Here is a 19,887-nt window from a genome sequence, read left to right on the forward strand (position 1 = left end):
TTACGCCCCGGCAATGCTCTCCACCTCGAAACCCACCACGCGGCGCTGCTCGCGGCTGAATTCGACGCCGATCAGGTGAATGGGCTGGCCGGCCAGGCGATACTTGTCGGCGTAGCCCCTGTCCTTGATCTGCTCCAGCGCACGGCCTTCGGGTTCGATCTCGACGACCTTGAACTCGAACAGATACACCTGCCCGTTGAAGCGCACCGCCATGTCCAGTCGCCCGGCATGGCTGGCCTCTTCGGGCACCACATCCAGGCCGAGCGCGGCGAAATAGGCGTAGAACACGCTGGCACAGTAGCCCTCGTAGTTGGCGATGGGGTTCCTGCGGTGCCAGTCGGCCGGGATGCCGGCAAAGAAGGCAGTGAACAGGCTCTTGCCGAAACGGCGCGGGGGGAGAGAAAGTAGTGCTTGCCCTCGTCGATCAGGCGCAGCGCGAACGTGGTCTTGTCGACGTAATAATGGCCCTCCTCCCGGATTTCGCGGAAGGTCTGGAGCCGATCGGCAGTTTCTTGCGGTTCATGGGCTGCGCTCGCGGATTCCGTCTCGGCCGCCATTGTACGGCCTTGCCGGTCACACCCCATCCGGCAAGGCACGCCGCCTCAGACGCGCTCGGCGATGAAGCGCTTCACCGCATCCACGTCCGGCGCCATCACCTCGACGCGCTGCGGCAGCTTCTCGATGCCTTCGAGGTCGGACGGACACTCGGGCTCGCGGCCCAGCGCCTCTACGATGGTTTCGGCGAACTTGACCGGCAGCGCGGTTTCCAGCACCAGCACCGGCACGCCGGCCGGCACTTCGGCGGCGCGCGCCCAGGCCACCTTGACGGCGTCGGCGGTGTGGGTGTCGATCATCACGCCGTACTGCTCGAACACCTTGCGGATGGTCGCCAGCCGGTCGGCGTGGCTGCTGGCGCCCGACACGAAGCCGAAGCCGGCGATGCGGGCGAATTCCGGCGATGCGGACAGATCGAAAGCGCGGCCGACATCGACTTCCGCCCACAGCGCGGCGACCTTCTGCGGCTCGCGCCCGACCAGGTCGAAGACGAAGCGCTCGAAGTTGGACGCCTTGGAGATGTCCATCGACGGGCTGGAGGTGACGTGGGTCTCGGCGGCCTTGCGCGGACGGTAGACGCCGGTGCGGAAGAATTCGTCGAGCACGTCGTTCTCGTTGGTGGCGAGGATCAGCTTCGCCACCGGCAGGCCCATCTGGCGGGCGATGTGGCCGGCGCAGATGTTGCCGAAGTTGCCCGAGGGCACGCAGAACGCGACCTGCTCGTCATTGCTCCCGGTCGCGGCGAAATAGCCCTTGAAGTAATAGACGATCTGCGCCGCGACACGCGCCCAGTTGATCGAGTTGACCGCACCGATCTTGTGCTCGGCCTTGAAGGCATGGTCGTTCGACACCGCCTTCACGATGTCCTGGGCGTCGTCGAACATGCCGGTGACGGCGATGTTGAAGATGTTGTCGTCCTGCAGCGAATACATCTGCGCGCGCTGGAAGGCGCTCATCTTGCCGTGCGGCGACAGCATGAACACGCGCACGCCGCGCTTGCCGCGCATCGCGTATTCCGCCGCCGAGCCGGTGTCGCCCGAGGTGGCGCCGAGGATGTTGATCGTCTCGCCGCGCTTGGCCAGCACGTACTCGAACAGGTTGCCGAGCAGTTGCATCGCCATGTCCTTGAAGGCCAGCGTCGGGCCGTTGGACAGCTCCAGCAGGCCAAGCTTGCCTTCTTCCAGCCAGTGCACCGGCGTGATGTCACTCGCCTGGTCGCCCTCGCGCACGTGGCGGTACACCTCGGCGGTATAGGTCTTGTCGCAGATCGCCTTCAGGTCCGCCGGCGGAATGTCGGTGATGAATTTCGACAGGATGGCGAAGGCCAGCTCGGCGTAGGACAGGCTGCGCCAGGCATCGAGTTCGGCGCGCGTCACCTGAGGATAGGTTTCGGGCAGGTACAGCCCGCCATCGGGTGCGAGGCCGCCGAGCAGGATGTCGCAGAACTCGGGATTGGCGGGCTGGCCGGCATGGCCTCGGGTGGAGATGTATTTCACGGAGGAAGTCCTCGGAGACTGGGCTGGAATCGGGCCGGACGAAGTGTCCGGGTGCTAATGCGCGATTTTAACGAATGGCGCGGCAGCCGACATACCGTTCCAGGGCCGGCAGGCGGCTACAATTCCTCCGCCCCACGACAAAAACCGGAGAACACCATGAGTTTCGGCAACATCATCGGCCAGATCCTGCAGCAAGGCATGGCCAGCCAGAGCCGTTCGCGGCTGGATCACACGCTCGGCTCTTCGGGGCTGGGCGGCGTCGGCGGCCTGGGCGACCTGCTCGGCACGGTTCTGGGCGCGGGCGGCGGTGGCCGCGGCAGCGCAGGTGGCGGCCTGGCGGACGTACTGGGCAGCGTTCTCGGCGGCCAGGGCTCGGCCAGGAGCGGTGCCGGCAACTTGGGTGATCTGCTCGGCGGCCTGCTGGGCGGTGGCGCCAGCGGCCGCAGTGCGGGAGGCGGCCTCGGTGACGTGCTCGGCGGCATGCTGGGCGGCGGAAGCAGCGGCGCCAGCCGCGCCGGTTCGGGCAATCCGCTCGGCGGCACCGGCATGGCCATCCTCGCCACGCTGGCGATGGCGGCGCTGAAGAACTGGCAGGGTTCGCGCACTGCTGCGGCCGGCTTCAGCGGTGCCCAGGCGGCGATAGCGCCCGGCCAGATCGAGCCGGCCCAACTGGCGGCGATGACTTCGCCCGAGACCGAGCAGCTCGTGCTGCGCGCGATGATTGCGGCGGCCAAGGCCGATGGCGAGGTGGACGAAAGCGAAATCCAGCGCATCGTCGGCAAGATCGGCGAAGACGGCGTCACGGCGGAAGAAAAGCAGTTCGTCGTCGCCGAGCTGCGCCGCCCGCTGGATCTGGAGTCGCTGATCGCCGCCGTGCCCAGCCAGGCGGTCGCGGCACAGGTCTACGGTGCTTCGCTGCTGGCGATCGACCTCGACACCGAAGCCGAACTGGCCTACCTGCGCCAGCTCGCGCGCGGACTGGGACTGGATGCCGACACCGTCGCCCGCCTGCACCAGCTCACTGGCGTGGCCTGAGCAAGACGCCCGACGCCATCACGAGCGCGATGCCCTGCCGATGAGCGCACAAGGGCATCGCGCCCGGTTGTTCCTACCTTTTTGCCGGGACGACTCTCCATGTCCGCACTGATCGAAGCTCTCCGCCGCCGGCTGCCCGCCGAGCGCGTCATCACCGACGAACTGCGTCGCCTTGCCTACGGCACGGACGGCAGCTTCTACCGCCTGATTCCGGAGGTCGTCGCCGTCGTCGACAGCGAGGACGACGTCCGCGACGTGATCGCGCTCGCTCGCAGCCACCAGCGCCCGGTGACCTTCCGCGCGGCCGGCACCAGCCTGTGCGGCCAGGCGGTGACCGATGGCGTGCTGGTGCTGCTCGGCGAAGGGCTGGCGAGCTGCCGTATCGCCGCCGACGGCGCCACGGTGGAAGTGGGGCCGGCCATCATCGGTGCCGAGGTCAACCGCCGGCTGGCGCCGCTGGGGCTCAAGATCGGCCCCGACCCGGCATCGATCAACGCCGCCAAGATCGGCGGCATCGCCGCCAACAACAGCAGCGGCATGTGCTGCGGCACGGCGCAGAACAGCTACAACACGCTGGCGGCGATCCGCGTGCTGCTGGCCGACGGCAGCCTGCTCGACACCGCCGACGCCGCCAGCGTGGCCGCCTTCCGCGCCAGCCACGCCGCCCTGCTCGACCGCCTGGCCGGGCTGTCCGCCGGCATCAAGGCCGACGAGGCGCTGTACGCGCGCATCCGCAGCAAGTACAAGATCAAGAACACCACCGGCTACAGCCTCAACGCCCTGGTCGATTTCGACGACCCGGTGGACATCCTCGCCCACCTGATGATCGGCTCGGAAGGCACGCTCGGCTTCATCTCCCGCGTCACCTACCGCACCGTGCCGGAATACGCCAACAAGGCCAGCGCGCTGGTGTTCTTCCCCGACATGGAAAGCGCCTGCCGCGCGGTGGCCGGGCTGAAGTCCGCGCCGGTGGATGCGGTCGAACTGCTCGACCGCGCATCCTTGCGCTCGGTGGCCGACAAACCGGGCATGCCGCCGCTGCTGCGCGAACTGGCCGATGGCGCCACCGCGCTGCTGATCGAGACGCGCGCTCCGTCGGCCGCCGCGCTGTCCGAGCGGATGGCAGCGGTGCTCGCCGAGCTGGCCCGCCACCCGCTGCTCGAAGCGCCGGCCTTCACCACCGACGCCGCCGAGATCGAGCGCCTGTGGAACGTGCGCAAGGGCACTTTCCCGGCGGTGGGCGCGGTGCGCAAGCCGGGCACCACGGTCATCATCGAGGACGTCGCGGTGGCAGTACCCGACCTGGCCGCCTGTTGCCTCGACCTGCAGCATCTGTTCGCCAAGCATGGCTACCACGAGGCGATCATCTTCGGCCATGCGCTGGAAGGCAACGTCCATTTCGTGTTCACGCAGGATTTCGGCATCGAGTCGGAAGTCGCCCGCTACGCCGCCTTCATGGACGAACTGTGCACCGTGCTGGTGGAGAAGTACGATGCCTCGCTGAAGGCCGAGCACGGCACCGGGCGCAACATGGCGCCCTTCGTCGAGCTGGAATGGGGCGCACAGGCCTATGCGCTGATGAAGGAAATCAAGCGCCTGTTCGATCCGGAAGAACTACTCAACCCCGGCGTCATCATCAACGACGATGCCGAGGCCCACCTGAAGCACCTCAAGCCGATGCCCGCCGCCGGCGAGCTGTACGCGCCGGTGGACCGCTGCATCGAATGCGGCTTCTGCGAACCGCAATGCCCGTCGCACGGCCTCACGCTGTCGCCCCGCCAGCGCATCGTCGGCTGGCGCGAACTGTCGCGGCGCAAGGCGGCGGGCGAAGCGCCCGGCGAACTCGGCCACGACTATCTCTACATGGGTCTGGACACCTGTGCCACCTGCGGCCTGTGCGCCACCGCCTGTCCGGTCGGCATCGAAACCGGCGCGCTGACGCGCGCAGTGCGCGGCGAAAACCTGTCGTCGGTCGCACGCACGCTCGGCCGCGTCGCCGCCAACAACTTCGGCGCCACCCAGGCACTGGCCCGCAGCGCATTGAAAGCCGGCCACGTCGCCGAATCGGTGCTCGGCACGCCGCTGCTCGCCCGCCTCACCGGCGGCGCGTGGAAGGCCGGCATGCCGCGCCCCCAGCCGGCGGGCCGCGTCAACCCCGCCGCCAGCGGCGACAAGGTGGTCTATTTCCCGACCTGCGCCGGCCGCATGTTCGGTGCCGACACGCCCGAGAATGCGCTGTCGGCCACGGTCATCCGCGTGCTCGAACGCGCCGGCTACGCCCCCGTCGTGCCCGAAGGCGTCGATGCGCTGTGCTGCGGCCAGTCCTTCGCCAGCAAGGGCATGCCCGCTGATGCCGACCGCAAGTCCGCCGAACTCGAAGCCGTGCTGCGCCACGCCAGCGAAGACGGCCGCCACCCCATCGTGCTCGACGCCAGCGCCTGCTCGCTGCGCATGAAAACCTTCCTCGCCGAACGCCTGCCGATCTACGACCTGGTCGAATTCGCCCACGACGCCTTGCTGCCGCGCCTGATGCTGGCGAAGAAGGCCGAGCCGGTGCTGGTCCACCTGAACTGCAGCGCGCGCCGCATGGGTTTCGAACGCAAGCTCACCCAGCTCGCGCGCGCCTGTGCCGAACAGGTGACGCTGCCGGCGGAAGTCAAATGCTGCGGCTTCGGCGGCGACCGCGGCTTCGTCGTGCCCGAACTCAACGCCCACGCACTGCGCAAGCTGGCCGCCGACATCCCGGCCGGCTGCTGCGGCGGCTATTCCAGCAACCAGACCTGCGAAATCGGCCTCACCGCCGCCACCGGCCTGCCCTACCGCTCCATCGTCCATCTGCTGGACGAATGCAGCCGCGAGGCGATGCGGCAGGCATCTTGCTGAACGCCTCTCCCGCCATGCTGCGAACCATCGAATCCATCGTCCGCTTCGTACCGGACATCGAAGTCGCGATCGGTCATCTGGCGCACAAGGGCACCGTCCTGTACCACGGTCCCATCACCACGGGCGTTGCCCTGGTTCAGGCCAGAGCCTGCTGCACTTCTTCCCTGATCCATTCCGCAAACGCCTGGACTTCCGGGCGCTGCATGGCATCCGGCAGCGTGACCAGGTAATACGCGAAGCGCGCCGGCCAAGGCTTGTCCAGCACTTGTACCAGACGCCCGGCAGCGATTTCATCGCAGGCGTATTCCTGCGGCACCAGGGCGAGCCCTTGACCGGCCACGGCCGCCCGGATCAGCAGGTAGTCGTCCTCGAATGCCGTGCCGCGTTCGGCGCGCGGGTCGTCGGGCACGCCATGCGCCGCCAGCCACAGCGGCCAGTCCGCACGGTCAGCGTCCTGGAGCAACGGCCACCTCAGGCAATCGGCCGGTTCACGAATAACGGTGTTGTTTGCCTGCTGGGCCGGACCGGCAACCGGCGCATGAGGGAGGCCGATGCGATGAGCAGCACAGCCGATTGTTGCCGCTCCTGATGGCGGGCGCACCGCTCTTCATGAAACCTCATCGCTTTTCCATGCTGTCGGCAGCGCTTCTGCTCAGCGCCAATGCCCTGGCCAATCCCGCACTTTCCGCACAGGAGGAATCCGCCATGCCCTCCGCAAGCACCATGCTTCGGCCCGTCAATCCTGCGGGCGCCGTTATCCCCGGCATTTCCTCTGCCGTCGTCGTTGAGAGCGGCAGGATGATGTTCCTGTCCGGGCACGTGCCAATGGATGCGGGCGGCGCAGTTCTTCCGCCAGACCTTGAAAGCCAACTGGACCAGGTATTCAAGAACCTGAGCGCAACGCTGGAAGCGGCAGGCGCAACACCTCGCCAACTGGCGCGTATCACGATTTATGTGCGCGATTTCCAGGCGGATCAACTGCCCGCCATCCGCCGCGCACGAGACCGCTTCATCGACCAGGAACGGCCTCCCGCCAGTACATTGATCGGCGCGGCAGAGCTGTTCCATCCCAATGTACTGGTCGAGATGGATGCGATTGCTGTGCTGCCGCCGGATGCCTGATTTCCCTCGGTACACCGGAATCCATTGAAAGGAGATTCACCCATGGATCGACCCGCACGATGAGCCGATCCATGTGCAGCGCGATGGCCGCAGCGAAACCGTCACCCTGACCGGCATGAAAGTCAAAGCTCGCAATCTGGCCGACGGGCGCTGGTTCTGGGTCATCCTCGGCAGCGACGAAAAACCGATGGTGTTCGAGCGCGACATCGTATGGATCACCTTCCCAGGCCATCGCAAGACCGAGAAGTGGCTGCATGACGGCTGGCTCAGGGAGCAAGGCCGGTAGATCGGGACGATCCCCTGGCAGTGCGGTGCCAGACCCTTTCAGCCCGTCAGATTTCCGGGCCAGCATGGATACATGACTGACTCATGGATTCGCATCCAATGCGGCATGCCACTGGTGCAACTGCTGGGCGGTGGCGGTTACGCCGCCGCACACTACCACCAGCACATCAGCGGCATCGGCCAATGCGCCAGCCTGCCCGTAGGCCACCGCCAGGCTGGCACCGCAGGCGGGCTCCACCAGCATCCGATGGTCGTCGAGGAAGCGCTCGCACGCCTGCACGGCAGCCTGGTCGCTGACCACCGCGGGCCGTACCGGATGCTGCTGCGCCAGGGTGAATGCATGCTTGCATACCTGTCGCGCGCCCAGCGACGTGGCGATGCTGGTGATGGCATCCAGCGCGATGCGCTCGTTTGCCGCGAGCGAACGCGCCAGCGCATCGGCGCCAGCCGTTTCTGCGGCGACGATGGGCACGTCCTGCCAGCCATTGCGGCGCAAGCCTTCCACCACACCGCAGAACAGGCCGCCGCCGCCCACCGACAGCACGATGGCATCGGGCTTGGTGCCGGCCGCCGCCACCTCGTCGATCAGGGTGGCATGGCCTTGCCAAAGCAGCGGGTCATCGAACGGGTGAAGGAAGGCGTCTTCCTCGCCCAGCAGGGATTGCGCCAGCGCATGGGCTTCATGCCAAGCCGCTCCATGTACGACCAATTCCGCGCCTTGTGCGCGGATCAAGGCCCGGGCTCGCTCAGTGGTGGTTTCCGGCACCACCACGACGACCGGCACGGACAGGCAGCGGCCGGCATAGGCCACGGCGATACCGGCATTGCCGCCGGAAGAGGACACGAAACGGCGCTTGCCCGTTCGTGCGTGCGCTTTGCAGGCCGCGCCGATACCACGAATCTTGAAGGAGCCCGAAGGCTGCAAGTTGTCGAGCTTGAGCCTGATGCGCCGGCCTGCGGCCTGGCTCAGGGAATCGGATGCGATCAGCGGGGTTTCGATGTGCAAAGGCATGGGCAAGCAGAAAATCAGAAAAGCGGATAATAAATGACTCCGGGCCAGGCAAGATCCCGGCGGGAAAACGCTCAGCCCTCGGCCTCGCTTGCGTAGCGCGCGCGTAGCTCGCGCTTGAGCAGCTTGCCCGAAGCATTGCGCGGCATGTCCTCGACAAAGAACACGCGCTTGGGCACCTTGAACGAAGCGAGCCTGGTGGGCACGTAGGCAATCAAGTCCTCCGCCGCCCGCCCACAGACCTCAATCGGCTTCGAGCCGGAAGCCGATCTTCAGCGTGACCTGGAAGTGCGCCACCTTGCCATCGACGACGTGGCCGCGGGTTTCCACCACTTCGAACCAGTCGATGTGGCGGATGGACTGCGCCGCAGCCTCGATGGCGTTGCGAATGGCGGCATCGCTGCCCTCGTGGGACGAGCCGACGACCTCGACGAGCTTATAGACGTGATCGGACATGTGAGCCTCCTCTTGGTGGTGAGGCCGGGGAATCGGCCTTCTCAGTTCGAATCGCCATCGCAATGGCTGGAAGACACTTGCCGCACTTCGAAATTCCGCACCGAAGAACGGTAGGCACGTACGCCGAGCACTGCCACCGCGATGAGGATGCCGATGAAAACGATGAGTTTGAATGCCATGTCAGTCGGTCCCGTTCGCTCCTGAAACGCCCCTTTCGCCTCAGGCGCGGCCAATGCCTTCAGTGTAGCCGCACATCTCCGCTCGCGCCTGCCGCAGCGCGTCGCTCTCAGCCGGCATTCGCCTCCAGCCAGGCCGCCCTCTCCAGCCAGCGCCCGGCCTTGTCCGCCGCAAGTCCCGGTGCCGCTGCGATGCGGCGCAGCGCCGCAGGATCGGGCCGGTGCGCCGTCACCGTGTCCCAGTATTCGGCCAGCGTCAGCCAGGGATTCGGCCGTTCGAGCAGTTCGATGCCATCCCCGGCACACAGGCAGCCTTCCCGCAGTACCCGGTAATACCAACCGGTGACGCCCGCGGCCTCGACGAAGCGCGAGGCGTCCTTCACCTTCAGCCGCAGGTCGATCTTCCAGCATGGCGAGCGCGGCTGGCTGACCTGCACGTGCGCCTCGCCGATGCGCAGCACGTCGCCGATGCAGATGTCGTGCTCGCTCAGGCCGCGCGTGCTGATGTTTTCGCCCAATACCCCCGGCCCGACGATCGGCGCGCACTGCGGCCACTCCTCGGCCAGCAGCGCGTAGTGCTCGGCCGGATAGTGATGCAGCGCCTTGTCCGGCCCGCCGTGGTGGCGCAGGTCGGCCTGCTCGTCTCCCGCCAGCCCGGTCGTGCCCAGTTGGACCGGGCCGTCGACCGCCGACTTGAAGATTCCGCTGGCCTCGCCTTCGGGCAGCATCAGCCGCACGCGTCCGACGAAGACCTGATCGACCGTGCTTTTCATCGCTTCTCCATGGATCGGAACAGGGGAAATCAGCTTACCTGAACCCGCCCCGCCCGGGCCATCGAAGACGCGCTTGCGTGCCGATGGCGGCGCCACAGCGCGATCGCCCGACCGCGCATAGTGGATGTAGAGCGATGCATTCCAAGCCACGCGATTTAACCATCGGCAGGCTTCCTGGTGTACGCGCCAGAAATTCTTGGAATGATCCTCACTGCCCTGATCATCGCCTACGCACAACCCGGCCAAAGCCGGGTTGTGCGTGCAATCGAAGCTGAGATCAGTGCTTGCGGCGGCGAGCAGCAGCCAAACCAACCAGGCCCAGGCAGGCCAGGGCCAGCGAGCCGGGCTCGGGCACCTTGCCGGGCTCAACCGGGATATCGATCGTGTCGAGCGAGCCGCCCATCACGTATGCGTAGTTCCACACAACGGTATCGCCGCTCAACAGATCACCCAGGTTGAATGCCAGGCCGATGCCATGGTCGCCAGAACTGGAGTTGCCCTGGTTGCCGCCAGCCAGATAGGCATCCGGATCGGTCACCGAGCAGCAGACGCCGACGATGCCCGTGTTGTGCGCGATCGGGCCCGAATAGAACAGGCCCAGCGGGTAGCCGGAGATCGCGCCGAGCGAGCCGACGAAGTCCTCCAGCGAAACGCCCTGATCCGCAATGCCACGCTGGTTGTTCGTGGCCGCGCTACCGCCCGAGTAGTTGTCCGGATCGGGATCGACGGCGCGCGAGATGCGCACGTTGTCCAGGTTCGCGTTCGCAGTGAACGTGGTCTGGATGTTCACGCGCTGGTCGCCTTCGTTGAAGTAGAACAGGTGCGTCAGCGAGAACAGGTTGGTCGTCGTGCTCCAGGTGGCGCCGAAGTCGAACGAGCCGCTTGCCACCGACGTGGTACCGGAAAGCGACAAGCCGCCAGAGTTGGAATTCGAGTACGAGCGCGCGGAACCAGTGGAATCCGTCAACCTGATGCCGAAGCCTTCAAAGGGAATCCCGGGCGACACGTAATCCTTGTCAGCAGGGAAGTTGCCGGTGCCGGTGGGGTCAAAGCGCAAAGAATTGAACACCCCCCCATCGGTAATATTCACCCGCACAGATTGGGATTCGAGCAGGACCGGCGCAGCCAGGGTCGTGCCGGACGTCAGCGCGGCAGCAAGGGCCGCAATACTCAAGGTAAAAATTTTCATGAGCGCCTCTTTGTGAATCGAAGTACGTGACAAATTGACTGACCAGGATGGAGGACAGGCCGCACACCGACTAGCAAACGGCATGCCATCTTATAAAAATCAATAAAATCAAAATCTTGTGATTTTATTGATGATTTCAATACTATAACTGTAATAAATTTCGACATCACCGCGGTCTGGTTGAATACCCCGCGCTGAGCCCGCGCGTAGAAAGTTCAAACGCCATTCTGTCCGTGGCGAAAACCCATCGGCATCCCGCCTTCGTGTAGCCATGGCCAGCAAGCTGCCGGGCCCAAGCCCGACAGGCCGCTAGGGAGATTTTCTTATATTTCTTCCCTGAACAAGGAAATAAGCTCCCGGCAAGTCAAATCGTCATGAGCCAAAGGGAGCTTTCCATGAATACGCGAGCGATCCTGCGAACGGTCGGCATCGGCTGTTCGCTGTTGCTGGCCTCCTCTGCCGCATCGGCCGGCACGGCGCAGGCCGATGCGGTCAAGCGCGGCGAATACATTGCCCGCATGGGCGACTGCGTCGCCTGTCACACCGCGCCCGGCGGCAAGCCGATGGCCGGCGGGCTGGCGCTGGAGACGCCGTTCGGCACCCTGTATTCCACCAACATCACGCCCGACGGCAAGACCGGCATCGGCCGATACACCTTCGAGCAGTTCGACCGCGCGATGCGCAAGGGCGTGGCCGCCGACGGCCACAACCTGTACCCGGCCATGCCCTACCCGTCCTACGCCAGGATGACCGCGCAGGACATGCGCGACCTGTACGCCTACATGCTGAACGGCGTCGAGCCGGTCGAACAGGCGAACAAGGAGAACGACATGGACTGGCCCTTCAGCATGCGCTGGGGCCTGTCGCTGTGGAATGCCGTCTTCCTCGACGACGAGGCATTCGAGCCGGTCGCGAACGAATCGAAACAATGGAACCGCGGCGCCTACATCGTGCAGAGCCTGGGCCACTGCGGCGCCTGCCACACGCCGCGCGGCTTCGCTTTCCAGGAAAAGACGATGAGCGACCAGGGCGGCAAGGGCGCCATGTTCCTGGCCGGAGAGACCGTCGAAGGCTGGCGCGCGCTGAGCCTGCGCAACCTGTGGACGCCGGAGGACACCGCCGAGATGCTCAAGACCGGCCGCAACAAGCACGGCACCGTCTCGGGCAACATGGTGGACGTCGTGCAGCACAGCACCCAGTACATGACGGACGAGGATCTGCTGGCCATGGGCGTGTATCTGAAGTCGCTGCCGGCGGGCAAGGACGACCTGCCGATGCAGGTGGCCCGAGGTCCGGCGCCGGACATCGTCCCGCTGCCGGCGGGCATGGGCGCAGCCCCGGACGACGACGTGCCGACCAACATCTTCACCACCCGCGGCGGCCTGGGCTACCTGCAGTTCTGCGCCGACTGCCACCGTGCCAACGGCGACGGCGTACCCAATGTGTTTCCGCCGCTGACCGGCAACCACACGCTGCAGTCGCAGGACCCGGCCACGCTGGTCCGCATCATGCTCACCGGCTGGCGTGCACCGGTGACCGAAAGCCATCCGCGGCCGCTGACGATGCCGGCGTTCGCGCAGCTGGGCGACGCGGAAATCGCCGACATCCTGAACTTCACCCGCCGCAGCTGGGGCCGCCCCGACGCGCGTGAAATCACCGTCGATGATGTCGGCAACACACGCAAGCACCTCGATGCCAAGGGCACCAGCGACCGGCCGTTCGAAACGCCGCGGCTGGCCGACATGCTGAAGGAAGCGAACGCCGAACAGCTCGTGCTCGGCGCACGCCTGAACATCGACACCGCCCGCATGCTGCCCGACCACGTCGGCGCAGCGATGAACTGCGCCAGCTGCCACCTGAACGCCGGCACCGTGGCAGATGGCTCACCCTACGTCGGCGTGTCGGCCTTCTTCCCCAGCTATGGCGCCCGCGCGGGCCGCGAAATCACGCTGGAAGAGCGCATCAACGGCTGCTTCCTGCGCTCGATGAACGGCAAGGCTCTGCCCAAGGAGTCGGACGAGATGAAGGCGATGGTCGCCTACTTCGACTGGATGAAGCGCGAGACCAAGCCCGAAGACCGCGTCGAAGGCCGGGGCATCGGCAGGATCGACCGCAGCATCGTGCCCGACCCCGACAACGGCAAGCTGATCTACGCCGCCCAGTGCGCCGTCTGCCACGGCGACGAAGGCGGAGGCATCAAGGACGCCAAGGGCCGCTGGGTCTATCCGCCGCTGGGAGGCGAACACTCCTTCAACATCGGCGCCGGCATGGCCCGCATCTACACTGCCGCGGCCTTCGTCAAGCGCAACATGCCGATCGCCTTCCACGGCAGCTTCCCGCTCGGCCAGGGCGGGCTGTCCGATCAGGAAGCGGTGGACGTGGCGGCCTGGTTCAGCCACCTGCCGCGCCCGGACTTCGCACCCAAGATCAATGACTGGCCCAAGGGCGGCAAGCCGAGCGACGCGCGCTATTGACGGACGAGCGAATATCGTGAGGTAAGAGTAAAACCAAGCCGGCAGAAATGCCGGCCTTTTTCCTGCCCACTCAATCCAGCGCCCCCGGATCGGCCCGCAGGAACAGCCGCGCCAGTTCCGCCGCGGAGGACACCCCCGCCTTTTCCATCACGTGCTGGCGGTGGATATGCACGGTCTTTTCGCTGATGCCCAGTTCGGCGGCGATCAGTTTGTTGGGCTGGCCGCGTGCGACCAGGTAGGCGACTTCCTGTTCGCGCGGCGACAGATGGCTCAGCGCGCTGCGGGCGGCTTCACGGCGGGCGATCTCGTCGAGCATGTCGGCGCAGCGGCGCACCGCGGCGGCGACGGCGTCGAGCACCGCCTGGTCGTTGAACGGCTTCTCGATGAAATCGCAGGCACCGCTTTTCATCGCCTGCACCGCCATCGACACCTCGGCGTGCCCGGTCATGAACAGGATGGGTGCGTCGAAGCCGCGCTCGCGCAATACCTGCTGCAGTTCCAGGCCGCTCATCGCCGGCATGCGGATGTCGAGCAGCAGGCAGCAAGGCCGTGCCGGACGGGAGCGGTCGCCGATTTCGCCGAGGAAGGATTCGGCCGATTCGAACAAGCGCACCGGCCAGCCTTCGGCTTCGAGCAGGAAACGCAGCGAGCGGCACAGCGCGGGATCGTCGTCCACCACGTAGACGAGCGCGTCTTCAGTCGGAAACGGCATGGCAAGGCAAGGAGAAGGAAAAGCACATGCCCGACGGTACATTGCTTTGCGCCCACAGGCGCCCCCCGTGGGCTTCGATGATGGTCTTGCAGATCGGCAGCCCGAGGCCGAGACCGTCCGGCTTGGTGGTGAAGAAGGGCTCGAACAGGTGGGCCTGCTGTTCCGCCGACAGCCCACCGCCCTGGTCGATGACCTGCACCACCAGGCGCTTGTCGACGATCTCCAGGCGGATGGCGATGGTCTGGCGCTCGGGCGGCAGATCGCGGCCGGCGTCGATGGCGTTCTTCATCAGGTTCAGCAGCACCTGCTGGAGTTGCGGCGCATCGGCCAGCACTTCGCAGCCGGGCGGCAGGCTGCTTTCGCAGACGATGGGCGGCGCCTGCAGCAGCATGCCTTCGATCAGCTTGCGGGCGCTATCGACCAGTGCGGGCATGTCCACCGGCTCGCGCACCGCGCTGCGCTTGCGGGCGAAGTCGCGGATACGGCGCATGATGCCGCCGGCGCGCTCGGCCTCGCTGCCGATCTCGCTGCAGGCTTCGACCACCGCCGCCTCGGTCAGGCGGCCGTCGGCGTGGCGCCGCAGCAGGCTGCGGGCGTAGTTGCCGATGGAGGTCAGCGGCTGGTTGATCTCGTGCGCCAGGCTGCCCGACAGCTCGCCGAGGATGGACAGGCGGGACAGATGCTCCATCTGTTCCTGGTGGCTGCGAACCCGCGCCTCCGCCTCGTCGCGGGCGCGCAGCGAGGCACGCAGTTCGGCGGTGCGGCGCTGCACCAGGTGCTCGACCCGCAGCGTATGCACGCCCCAGGCGGTCAGCACCAGGGCCAACGCCAGCAGCGCGGGCCAGAAACGGCGCAGCAGGCCCGCCAACGTGACGTCGCGCAGGTGGGCATAGGGGCCGGTGCGCAGCTCGCGGTACAGCGCGTGCACCGACTGGTAATCGGCCGGCACCGTCCACGCCATGCCGGTATCGCCGGGCATCGCCAGCAAGGCCTGCGCCACCTGCTTGGACAGGCCATGGCCGATGGTGCGCGTCACCGCGATCGGCCAGTCCGGATACAGCGGCGTCGTCAGCCCGCAGGGAAAGGCCTCGACGCCGGAATCCCTGCTGCGACGGTCGCCCAGCACGCGGAAGTCTTCCAGGCGCAGCACGCCGCGCGCTGCTGCCTGCTCGATGAAGCAGCTTCGCACCACGCCGGCGTCGGCTTCGCCGCGTTGTACGGCGGCGACGGTGCGCATCATCGGCACGCCGAGAAAATGGATTTCCTTCAGGCTCGATTCCGCGTCGATGCCTTGGGCCAGCATTTCCCGCACGACCAGCAGATAGCCGCCGAAAGCGTCCGGCGCCATCGCCGCCAGACTTTTGCCGCGCAGGTCGCCGAGCGTTTGCAGATCGCCGCGATCGCTGCGCACGATCAGTGCGGAGCCGGTTCCCCTGTCCGGCGACAAGGCCTGCGGCGAATCCAGCGTGGCGATCCGGCTCAGGCCGAATTCGTTCTCCAGCGCCACGTAGTGGCCGGGGTTGGTGACGACCAGGTCGACAGCCTGCGCACGGATCGCCTCGCGCAAGCTGTCGGCGTCGAAATGTTCGAGATGGAAACGGTAGCCGGGTACGTACTCGTCGAGGAAACGGGTCAACGGCGCCCAATCGAGCGCCGCGGCCAGTTCACCCTGATAGGCGAGGACGCCGATGGTGACGTCCCGGGTGCCGGTTTCGGCCTGCGCCGTACCGGACAGCAGGCCGAAACCGGACAGGCCCAACAGACAGAGCCGGATGGTTCGGCGCAGCAAGGCCAGCCCGCGGCGTCCGGCTGGCACGTGGCACCGGGACAGGAACATCCCGCCGTCGCCCAGCATCGGCTAGAGATCCGGCGCCGAGCGCTCGGACACGCCGAAAGCCACGCCTCCGCCGCCTGCACCCATCCCCATGCCACCTCCACCGCCTCCGCCACCTCGGCCCGTGCCGCCACGACCGCCCGATGCCGACGGCCGTGCAGGACCCTGGGCCGGAATCTCCGCATCGGCCGGAACGGGCGCCAGATCCAGCGCCTGGCGGATGAAGTCGCGCAGCGAGACGACCAGTTCGTCGGTATGGACGTGCTCGCCGGCGACCAGTTGGCGGCTCGCTGCCGCGGCCAGGCGCACCTGTTCCGCGGTGCCGAGCAGGATGATGTCGGACAGCGCCGCTTCCACCGCGTCGCGAATCCGCCGCGCGCGCTCCGAATTGGACACCTGCTGCGCGGCGTCCTCGCCGCCGGCCTGGGTGTCGGCCTCGCGGCGAAGATCGCGCATGTGGGTCGGGTCGACGGTGAGCGTGCCGGTGAAGGAACCACCCAGCGTCTTGTAGGCGGCGATCAGCGTCTTCAGGCGTTCGTTGATCTGCCGGTTCACCCGCTCGCGGCGCTGCTGGATCGAGAACATCATGATCAGCCGGATGCCCATGCTGATCAGCGTGAACAGGGCCAGGCCGATGATGGTCAGCAGCAGGTCCGGCCAGGAAGTGAAATCGAAGAGGCGCACGCTTACTGCAGCGCTTCCATCCTCAGGCGCGTGACCTGCCCCCGCACCACCGGCAGCGCCTCGATACGGCCGATGGCAGAGTTGGCGTTGCGCTCGACGGTCCGGTGCGTGAGCATGATGATGTCGGTCTGCGATTCGCCTTCGGCGGCTTCCCGCTGCAGCAGGGCCTCGATCGAGATGCCGCTGTCGGCCAGGATGCGGGTGATGTCGGCCAGCACGCCGGGCTTGTCGTCGACCCGCATGCGCAGGTAGTAGGAGGTGACGACGTCCTCAATCGGCAGCACCGGCACGTCGCGCACCTGGTCGGGCTGGAAGGCCAGGTGAGGCACGCGGTGCTCGGGGTCGGAAGTGTGCAGGCGGGTGACGTCGACCAGGTCGGCGATGACCGCCGAGGCGGTCGGCTCGGCACCCGCGCCCTTGCCGTAGTACAGCGTGGCACCGACGGCGTCGCCCTGCACCAGCACCGCGTTCATCGCGCCTTCGACGTTGGCGATCAGGCGCTTGGCCGGGATCAGCGTCGGATGCACGCGCAGTTCGACGCCCTGCTCGCGGCGGCGGGCGATGCCGAGCAGCTTGATGCGGTAACCGAGCTGTTCGGCATAGGCGATGTCGACCGCGTCGAGCTTGCTGATGCCTTCGACGTAGGCCTTGTCGAACTGCATCGGGATGCCGAAGGCGATCGCGCTCATGATCGTCGCCTTGTGCGCGGCGTCCACGCCTTCGATGTCGAAGGTCGGATCGGCTTCGGCGTAGCCCAGCGCCTGTGCTTCCTTCAGCACCTCGGCGAAGGGCAGGCCCTTGTCGCGCATTTCGGACAGGATGAAGTTGGTGGTGCCGTTGATGATGCCGGCCAGCCATTCGATGCGGTTGGCGGTGAGGCCTTCGCGCAGCGCCTTGATGATCGGGATGCCGCCGGCCACCGCGGCCTCGAAAGCCACCATCACGCCCTTCTTCTGCGCGGCGGCGAAGATTTCGTTGCCATGCACCGCAAGCAGCGCCTTGTTGGCGGTGACGACGTGCTTGCCGTTCTCGATCGCCTGCAGCACCAGGTCCCTGGCCACACCGTAGCCGCCGATCAGTTCGACGACGATGTCGATGTCGGGGTCGGCCACGACGGCGAAGGCGTCATCGGTCAGTTTGGCCTCGCCGCCGGTGACCTTGCGGGCAAGCTCCAGGTTCTTGTCGGCCACGGTGGTGATGCAGATCGGGCGGCCCGCGCGGCGGGAAATTTCCTCGGCGTTGCGTTTCAGAACGGTGAAGGTGCCGCCGCCGACGGTACCGATGCCCAGCAGGCCAACATTGATCGGTTTCATGCAGTGTGTTCCGTGGTGTGTGAAGTAAATGTCAGGCGCCGTGGCGCTTGCGGTAGTTCTCGAGGAAGCGGGCCAGGCGGCCGATGGCCTCGCGCAGGTCGTCCTCGTGCGGCAGGAAGACCATGCGGAAATGCTGGTTGTCCGGGAAGTTGAAGCCCGAGCCCTGCACCAGCATCACGCGGGTGGCGCGTAGCACTTCCATGAAGAACTGGCGGTCGTCCTCGATCGGATAGACCTTGGGATCGAGCCGCGGGAACATGTAGAGCGCCGCCTGCGGCTTGACGCAGCTCACGCCCGGGATCGCGGTGATCAGTTCGTAGGCGATGTCGCGCTGGCGGCACAGCCGCCCGCCGGGCTTCACCAGGTCGTTGATGCTCTGGTAGCCGCCCAGCGCGGTCTGGATGGCCCACTGGCCCGGCACGTTGGAGCCGAGCTTGAGGTTGGCCAGCATGTTCAGGCCTTCGATGTAGTCCTTGGCGTCGTCCTTCGGCCCGGAAATCACCATCCAGCCGGCGCGGTAGCCGCAGGAGCGGTAGGCCTTGGACAGCGAATTGAAGGTCAGCGTCAGCACGTCGGTGGACAGGCTGGCCATCGACGTGAACTTGACGCCGTCGTACAGCACCTTGTCGTAGACCTCATCGACCATCAGCACCAGGCCGTGCTCGCGCGCGATCTGGACGATGCCTCGCAGCACGTCGTCGGGATAGATCACGCCGGTGGGATTGTTGGGGTTGATGACCACGATGCCGCGGGTACGCGGCGTGATGCGCGCGCGCATGTCGTCGAGGTCGGGCAGCCAGCCCTTGTCCTCGTCGCAGCGGTAATGCACCGGTATGCCGCCGGCGAGGCTGGCCGAGGCCGTCCACAACGGGTAGTCCGGCGTCGGTACCAGCAGTTCGTCGCCATCGTTGAGCAGCGCGTTGGTCGCCATCACGATTAGTTCGCTGGCGCCGTTGCCCAGATAGATGTCCTCGAGGGTCACGCCCTCGATGCACAGCTGCTGGGTGTAGTGCATCACTGCCTTGCGCGCGGCGAAGATGCCCTTGCTGTCGGAATAGCCTGCCGAATCCGGCAGGTTGCGGATCATGTCCTGCTGGATTTCCTCGGGCGCATCGAAGCCGAACGGCGCCATGTTGCCGATGTTGAGCTTGATGATCTTCTGGCCTTCGTCCTCCATCTGCTTGGCCGCATCCACGATGGGGCCGCGCACGTCGTAGAGCACGTTGTTCAGCTTGACGGACTTGCGGATCGGACGCGCGACGGCCGCGCCCGCCTCGGCCCTGGCAGCCGGTTCCGGGTTGGGCATTGCGAGTTCGAGTGTCTTCTCCGCTTTCATGACTGACCTTTTCGTGCAGGGAGGGATGGAACGGCAGGGAAGAATCCCGGGGACTTACCCCTTGCCGCAAAAGGTTGTTATCTTATCCGCGCTGCCGCACTGCGGCAATTTCCCGGCGCGCACCGAAGGCCGCACCAAGACAATCGCAAGCGACGAACGATGAAGCTCTACCAGGACAGCAACGACAAGTTCAACGTCGTCACCGGCTATGGCGACGAACACGTGATGGTCAACAAGGTGCGCCACGACGGCAACCTGATCGTGACCGCGGACGGCATCCACACCGGCTGGGCGCCCGCTGCCCGCGGCGACTTGGCCGCGCTGACGGCCAACGACCTGGCGGCGGTGGCCGAACTGCGGCCCGAGATCGTCATCGTCGGCACCGGCCGGCGCCAGCGCTTTCCCTCTCCCGCCCTGCTCCGCCCGCTGATCGAGGCTGGCATCGGCTTCGAGTTCATGGACCTGCCCGCGGCCTGCCGCACCTACAACATTCTGGTCGGCGAAGGCCGCTCGGTCGCGGTCGCGCTGCTGTTCGAGGCCGCGAACTGAAACGGC

20 protein-coding genes and 1 pseudogene are annotated in these 19,887 nt (G+C 66.4%); 6 read left to right on the plus strand and 15 right to left on the minus strand.

What is annotated here, in order from left to right; all coding sequences use genetic code 11:
- From TBU01S_RS24270 to thrC, 3 genes and pseudogenes are all read right to left on the minus strand, one after another.
- The gene (locus tag TBU01S_RS24270; protein WP_083953430.1) at positions 1–372 is read right to left on the minus strand and encodes a PD-(D/E)XK nuclease domain-containing protein; all 372 of its coding nucleotides are present in this window, start codon (positions 370–372) and stop codon (positions 1–3) included.
- A 71-nt stretch (positions 373–443) separates the two neighbouring features.
- Positions 444–584, minus strand: a pseudogene (locus TBU01S_RS25070) (hypothetical protein); the annotation flags it as partial.
- 18 nt (positions 585–602) lie between these two features.
- A complete protein-coding gene (gene thrC, locus TBU01S_RS02925; protein WP_068635137.1) occupies positions 603–2,051 on the minus strand; it encodes a threonine synthase in 1,449 nt (482 codons plus the stop codon).
- 156 nt (positions 2,052–2,207) lie between these two features.
- On the opposite strand from thrC, the gene TBU01S_RS02930 reads away from it, so the two are divergent.
- Both TBU01S_RS02930 and TBU01S_RS02935 read left to right on the plus strand, forming a co-directional pair.
- Positions 2,208–3,086 carry a tellurite resistance TerB family protein gene (locus tag TBU01S_RS02930; RefSeq protein WP_068635138.1) on the plus strand — a complete coding sequence of 293 codons (879 nt, stop codon included), beginning with the start codon at positions 2,208–2,210 and terminating at the stop codon, positions 3,084–3,086.
- A gap of 99 nt (positions 3,087–3,185) precedes the next feature.
- Positions 3,186–5,969, plus strand: coding sequence for an FAD-binding and (Fe-S)-binding domain-containing protein (locus TBU01S_RS02935; protein ID WP_068635139.1), 2,784 nt, complete (start codon positions 3,186–3,188; stop codon positions 5,967–5,969).
- Positions 5,970–6,105: 136 nt separating this feature from the next.
- On the opposite strand, the gene TBU01S_RS02940 is transcribed toward TBU01S_RS02935, so the two are convergent.
- On the minus strand, positions 6,106–6,570 hold the full coding sequence (locus TBU01S_RS02940) for a LysR substrate-binding domain-containing protein (RefSeq protein WP_217999545.1): 465 nt from the start codon (positions 6,568–6,570) through the stop codon (positions 6,106–6,108).
- Here TBU01S_RS02940 and TBU01S_RS02945 point away from each other — a divergent pair.
- Positions 6,543–7,091, plus strand: coding sequence for a RidA family protein (locus tag TBU01S_RS02945; RefSeq protein ID WP_245650828.1), 549 nt, complete (start codon positions 6,543–6,545; stop codon positions 7,089–7,091). The genes TBU01S_RS02940 and TBU01S_RS02945 overlap by 28 nt on opposite strands.
- A gap of 115 nt (positions 7,092–7,206) precedes the next feature.
- Complete coding sequence (locus TBU01S_RS02950; RefSeq protein WP_217999547.1) at positions 7,207–7,377, plus strand: hypothetical protein; 171 nt, start codon at positions 7,207–7,209, stop codon at positions 7,375–7,377.
- Between the two features lie 81 nt (positions 7,378–7,458).
- Here TBU01S_RS02950 and TBU01S_RS02955 read toward each other — a convergent pair whose 3' ends face one another.
- The 6 genes from TBU01S_RS02955 to TBU01S_RS24700 all read right to left on the minus strand — a co-directional run bounded on the left by TBU01S_RS02955 (position 7,459) and on the right by TBU01S_RS24700 (position 10,979).
- The gene (locus tag TBU01S_RS02955) at positions 7,459–8,388 is read right to left on the minus strand and encodes a pyridoxal-phosphate dependent enzyme (protein ID WP_068635193.1); all 930 of its coding nucleotides are present in this window, start codon (positions 8,386–8,388) and stop codon (positions 7,459–7,461) included.
- 71 nt (positions 8,389–8,459) lie between these two features.
- Complete coding sequence (locus tag TBU01S_RS22910; RefSeq protein WP_245650829.1) at positions 8,460–8,603, minus strand: AMP-binding enzyme; 144 nt, start codon at positions 8,601–8,603, stop codon at positions 8,460–8,462.
- Between the two features lie 25 nt (positions 8,604–8,628).
- Positions 8,629–8,841, minus strand: coding sequence for a dodecin (locus tag TBU01S_RS02960; RefSeq protein ID WP_068635140.1), 213 nt, complete (start codon positions 8,839–8,841; stop codon positions 8,629–8,631).
- Positions 8,842–8,882: 41 nt separating this feature from the next.
- Positions 8,883–9,020 (minus strand): hypothetical protein, encoded by a 138-nt coding sequence (locus tag TBU01S_RS24275; protein ID WP_169802947.1) that lies wholly within the window; start codon positions 9,018–9,020, stop codon positions 8,883–8,885.
- Between the two features lie 107 nt (positions 9,021–9,127).
- On the minus strand, positions 9,128–9,790 hold the full coding sequence (locus TBU01S_RS02965; protein ID WP_068635141.1) for an MOSC domain-containing protein: 663 nt from the start codon (positions 9,788–9,790) through the stop codon (positions 9,128–9,130).
- Between the two features lie 277 nt (positions 9,791–10,067).
- Positions 10,068–10,979 (minus strand): PEP-CTERM sorting domain-containing protein, encoded by a 912-nt coding sequence (locus TBU01S_RS24700; RefSeq protein WP_245650830.1) that lies wholly within the window; start codon positions 10,977–10,979, stop codon positions 10,068–10,070.
- Positions 10,980–11,374: 395 nt separating this feature from the next.
- On the opposite strand from TBU01S_RS24700, the gene TBU01S_RS02975 reads away from it, so the two are divergent.
- The gene (locus TBU01S_RS02975) at positions 11,375–13,453 is read left to right on the plus strand and encodes a c-type cytochrome (RefSeq protein ID WP_068635143.1); all 2,079 of its coding nucleotides are present in this window, start codon (positions 11,375–11,377) and stop codon (positions 13,451–13,453) included.
- 70 nt (positions 13,454–13,523) lie between these two features.
- Here TBU01S_RS02975 and TBU01S_RS02980 read toward each other — a convergent pair whose 3' ends face one another.
- The 5 genes from TBU01S_RS02980 to TBU01S_RS03000 are packed head-to-tail and all read right to left on the minus strand — an operon-like array spanning position 13,524 to position 19,332.
- The gene (locus TBU01S_RS02980) at positions 13,524–14,165 is read right to left on the minus strand and encodes a response regulator transcription factor (RefSeq protein ID WP_068635144.1); all 642 of its coding nucleotides are present in this window, start codon (positions 14,163–14,165) and stop codon (positions 13,524–13,526) included.
- Positions 14,149–16,002: a sensor histidine kinase gene (locus TBU01S_RS02985; RefSeq protein WP_245650831.1), complete on the minus strand. Its 1,854-nt coding sequence runs from the start codon at positions 16,000–16,002 to the stop codon at positions 14,149–14,151. The genes TBU01S_RS02980 and TBU01S_RS02985 overlap by 17 nt, the downstream gene beginning before the upstream one ends.
- Before the next feature lie 21 nt (positions 16,003–16,023).
- Complete coding sequence (locus tag TBU01S_RS02990) at positions 16,024–16,683, minus strand: hypothetical protein (RefSeq protein ID WP_068635145.1); 660 nt, start codon at positions 16,681–16,683, stop codon at positions 16,024–16,026.
- Positions 16,684–16,685: 2 nt separating this feature from the next.
- Positions 16,686–17,996: a homoserine dehydrogenase gene (locus TBU01S_RS02995; RefSeq protein WP_068635146.1), complete on the minus strand. Its 1,311-nt coding sequence runs from the start codon at positions 17,994–17,996 to the stop codon at positions 16,686–16,688.
- A gap of 31 nt (positions 17,997–18,027) precedes the next feature.
- Entirely contained in the window at positions 18,028–19,332 is a 1,305-nt protein-coding gene (locus tag TBU01S_RS03000) for a pyridoxal phosphate-dependent aminotransferase (protein WP_169802948.1), read from the minus strand.
- A 159-nt stretch (positions 19,333–19,491) separates the two neighbouring features.
- On the opposite strand from TBU01S_RS03000, the gene TBU01S_RS03005 reads away from it, so the two are divergent.
- Positions 19,492–19,881 (plus strand): Mth938-like domain-containing protein, encoded by a 390-nt coding sequence (locus TBU01S_RS03005; protein WP_068635147.1) that lies wholly within the window; start codon positions 19,492–19,494, stop codon positions 19,879–19,881.
- Positions 19,882–19,887: the final 6 nt, after the last annotated feature.

It is taken from the genome of Thauera butanivorans NBRC 103042 (assembly GCF_001591165.1).
Taxonomy (GTDB): Bacteria; Pseudomonadota; Gammaproteobacteria; order Burkholderiales; family Rhodocyclaceae; genus Thauera; species Thauera butanivorans.